General features: G+C 72.5%; 4 protein-coding genes. 3 read left to right on the plus strand and 1 reads right to left on the minus strand.

What is annotated here, in order from left to right; translation table 11 throughout:
* The first annotated feature begins 387 nt into the window (after positions 1-387).
* Entirely contained in the window at positions 388-612 is a 225-nt protein-coding gene (locus AC0CYZ_RS22125) for a DUF1918 domain-containing protein (RefSeq protein ID WP_472219300.1), read from the plus strand.
* 52 nt (positions 613-664) lie between these two features.
* Positions 665-1,909 (plus strand): hypothetical protein, encoded by a 1,245-nt coding sequence (locus AC0CYZ_RS22130; RefSeq protein ID WP_472219302.1) that lies wholly within the window; start codon positions 665-667, stop codon positions 1,907-1,909.
* 156 nt (positions 1,910-2,065) lie between these two features.
* Here the strand turns inward: AC0CYZ_RS22130 and AC0CYZ_RS22135 are convergent, their stop codons facing one another.
* Positions 2,066-3,193, minus strand: a complete 1,128-nt coding sequence (locus tag AC0CYZ_RS22135) for an FAD-dependent oxidoreductase (protein WP_472219304.1) — start codon at positions 3,191-3,193, stop codon at positions 2,066-2,068.
* A gap of 89 nt (positions 3,194-3,282) precedes the next feature.
* Between AC0CYZ_RS22135 and AC0CYZ_RS22140 the strand changes: the two genes are divergently transcribed.
* Positions 3,283-3,834 (plus strand): TetR/AcrR family transcriptional regulator C-terminal domain-containing protein, encoded by a 552-nt coding sequence (locus AC0CYZ_RS22140; protein ID WP_472219306.1) that lies wholly within the window; start codon positions 3,283-3,285, stop codon positions 3,832-3,834.
* Positions 3,835-3,875 lie beyond the last annotated feature (41 nt).

The raw sequence follows: 3,875 nt of genomic DNA on the forward strand, positions 1-3,875 counted from the left end.
CGCTCGGCGTCTTCGAGTCCGGTCGCCAGATTGATGATGACTTTGTTGCTCACAGCTCTCCCCGTTCATCTGCATGGGGCTGAGAGTGGAACACCGGAAAGCAGAGGATCACAGGGCCGGACAGACCAATGTCGGTGCCGATAAGGGGCGGGTGTCACGAGCCGTTGTCGCGTCGGCGCGGGCAGTAGTGGCAGGTGTGGGCCAGCAGGTCAGGTGGCCAGTGGAACGTTGAGAAGGGTCAGGAATCGTCGCCCGGACGGCACAGGTCGGCGTTTCGATGACGACGGCCCGCGGTGTTGACTCCACCCGGAGGCACGAGCAGCCTAGGTGGATCCGGTTTCGGGGATATGGGGGATCCAGGGTCGGCCGAGAAGAGCGGGGACGAGCATGGCCGGAATCGGGGAGCAGGTGATCATCCGGGGGCGCCATCTCGACGACGCCGACCGTAGCGGTGTCGTCATGGCCCTACTCGGCGAGCACGGCACGGCGCCCTACAGTGACCGATCTCGGGACGCCCGGGAACGCCTGATCGTCCCCAGGCAGGGCGCGACCGTCCTCGCCAGCGACGCTCCCGACACCCCGGGCGGCGCCCGATCGTCTCGGCGGCCTTGAGGCCCGCCGCCGGGAAGGGGTGCCGTAGATGCTCTTCCGCCGCAGGGATCGCATGCCCGGACTCGGGTCGGCGATGGCGTCTGCCTGGTCGAGCTGCTGCCAGGACTTCGCCCGCGGATGTCGCCGGCTGTGGCCGCGGCGGCGGTGGCTGCGGGTGCTGTCGGTCGTGGGCGTTGCGGTGGTGGTCGTCGGGCTGTTCTCGGCGCAGTCGCTCGTCGACGCCCTGACCCGCCCCGGCAGCGACCCGGTGGTCGCGCGGCTGGCCGAGTGGGGACGCGATCATGGACTCGGCCCACTGGTCACCGGGCTCGAGGCCGGTCAGTACGAAGTGGACAAGCCGCGGACCGGCGGCGTGCCGGTGGGCGGTATCCCGCACCCTGCCGGGGTTGAGGCCGACCAGCCCGGCGGGCAGCCGGCTCCGCCGCAGCTTCCCCCACCGGGCGGCCTGTCGCCGCTGCCCGGGGAGGGCCGGTGGCAGCCGGTGGTCTCCACGCCACACGGGGTCGCGGTGCGTGCCACGACGGTGCGCCCGGATGCGGCGCACACCTCGTACCTGGTGGGCGTGTTGTGGATGGACCCGACGCTGGTCGCGGGCGTGCTGCACCCCGGCACCGTCGACCCCGGCGGCCACTGGCCGATCCCGCCTCTGATCGACGCCACAGAGCAGCGCACCGTGGTCACCGCGTTCTCGGCCGGTTTCCGACTCCAGGGCGACAGCCACGGCGGCTGGTACGAGAACGGCCGCGAGCCCCGCCCGTTGGTCCCCGGCGCGGCCAGCCTGGTGATCCGCAAGGACGGCACCGTCGACGTCGGCGCCTGGGGCCGAGAGGTGGGCATGGGCCCTGAGGTGGCCTCGGTGCGCCAGAACCTCGTCCCGCTCGTCGACCACGGCCTGGTCAACCCGACCTGCGGCACCGGCGGCACCAGGGAATGGGGCTCCACGGTCGGGCAGGCCGCGTTCATCAACCGCTCGGCGTTCGGCGTGACCGCACGCGGCGCGACGGTCTACGTCGGCGGCCCGGCGCTGTCCGTGTGCACTCTGGGCGAGCTGCTGCGCTCGGCCGGGGTGGTCCGTGGGATGGAGCTGGATATCAACCCTGCCTGGGTGTCGGGGGTCTACTTCCACCCGAACGGCCGGCCCCACCCGCCCGCCTTCGAACTGGTCCCCGACCAGCAGATCGGCACCCAGCACTACCTGCAGATCTCGAGCCGGGACTTCTTCTCGTTCGACCTGCGCTCGCCGCCCGACACCGCCGGTGCCGCGGTTCCGTCGCCACGGGTACCGCCGCACCGATGACCGGTACCCGACCGCCCGGCCACGACGCCACCCGCTGGCCGACGTTCGCGCCGCAGGCCCGGCCACAGCACCACCCTCGGTAGCGCCGCGCCCACCCCGGAAGCCGCTGTGGGTCGGAGGGGGAGGAACCAACGCATCACCGACCCTCGTCGGGGATCAGCTGCCGCTCGCGCTGTAGGTCGGCAGCATCTCGAGGCTCCGGCGGACGGCGTCGGCGCCGTAGGTGAGCATCTGCCGTTCGTAGTCGTCGACGGCCGCGTCGAGGTCCCGGCTGCCCTCGGTCACGGCCGTCAGGCAGGCGCGGAGAAGATCGGCGTCGCGCAGGGCGGTGTTGGCGCCGTTGCCGCCGGTGGGTGAGGTGGCGTGGACGGCGTCGCCGAGCAGCGTGACCGGCCCGGGCGCCCACCGCTCCCGGGGTTCGACGACCCGGATGGAGAGCAGGGTGCTGTTGTCCGGGTCGCCCTGCTCGACGAGGGCCTGCAGGTCCGGGTGCCAGCCGCGGATCCGGGACAGGACCGCGTCCTGGGGGGCCATGTCGTCGAGGGACCCGTCCGGCGGGAGGATCATCGCCCAACGCACGTAGTCGCCGACGTCGGGCAGGGTGACCTCAGGGGCCAGCGCCGCGGCGGCCTCCTGCGGCGGGACGCGGAATCGCATCGCCCCGAGCAGCAGGCTCAGCCCGTTCCCGACGATCTTCGCGCCGAAGGCCCGTGACATCCCGGCGAACCGATCGGTCAGCGGCGTACGACCGATGACGAAGCGCACGCCGGTGTCGGTGGGGGTGGTGTGCGGCGAGAGCAGTCCGCGGACCGCGGAGTTGACCCCGTCCGCGCCGACGAGCAGGTCGGCGGCCGCCGGGGCGCGCTCGGCGAACCGGGCCTCGACCCTGTCGTGACCGGCACCGTCGAGGACGTCGTAGCCGGTGAGCGCCGCACCGGTGTGCACGGTCAGCCCGGTGAGCAGCAGATGCCGGAGCACGTCGCGGTCGACGACGATCCCGGTCCTCGCCGTACCGAGCTCGCCGACCTGGTTGAGCTGCGGGTCCAGGACCAGACCCGAGGCCGTCGCGTCCCCGACCACGGCGTCGAGCAACGCGTGCCAGCGCCGGGGGAGGCATCGGTGCAGCGCCTCCAGGCCGATCGGGCTGAGCATCAGCCGGTAGCCCTGGAAGCGACCGGCGATCGCCGGGTCCCGCTCGTAGACCTCGGTCTGGATGCCGGCGCCGCGCAGCCCCTGCGCCAGGCACAGCCCACCCAGCCCGGCACCGATCACGGCAACACGCACGGCGGTCTCTCCGATCTCGGCGAATTGAACACTGCTCAAGTTACTTGAGCAGTGTTCAAGTCGGCAAGGGCCTGCGGCATGATCTCCTGGTGTCACTGACTCCACCGGTCGTGCTGGACGCCGCGATCACCCTGCTCGACGAGGTGGGGCTCGACGGGTTCTCCACCCGCAAGCTCGCGACCCGGCTCGGGGTGCGTGTCGGGGCGCTGTACTGGCACTACCCGAGCAAGCAGGCGCTCCTGGACGCGGTGGCCGACCACATCGTCGGCGAGGCGAACGCGGCGGCGGTGCCGGACGACGCGTGGCCCGAGCAGGCCGCGTCCATGATCCACGCCCTGCGCGGGGCGATGCTCGCGCACGCCGACGGCGCCCGGCTCGTCGCCACGAGCCACACCCCCGGGCCCAGCTCGCGGGCCTGGATCGACCGGCTGCGCGGCCTGCTCGCGGAGGCGGGGATGGACGGGTTCACCGCCGAGAACGCCGCCGACGTGCTGACCTGCTACCTCAACGGCTACGCGGTCGAGGAGCAGGCCCACACGACGCACGCACGCGCCGAGACGGACCGGAGGTTCGGCTTCGGCCTCGACGTCGTGCTCGCCGGCCTGCGGTCGCTGCCCGCGACCTCGGGCGGTGCCCGATAGCCCGCCCGGGAAGGGGAGGAACCAGGTCGGAGCAGGGCTCA

It is taken from the genome of Actinomycetospora sp. (genome assembly GCF_055612215.1).

Bases quoted from the DNA above. Each gene is read 5' to 3' on its own strand.
- AC0CYZ_RS22130 (WP_472219302.1), top strand. From the start codon at position 665: ATGCCCGGACTCGGGTCGGCGATGGCGTCTGCCTGGTCGAGCTGCTGC.
- AC0CYZ_RS22125 (WP_472219300.1), top strand. From the start codon at position 388: ATGGCCGGAATCGGGGAGCAGGTGATCATCCGGGGGCGCCATCTCGAC.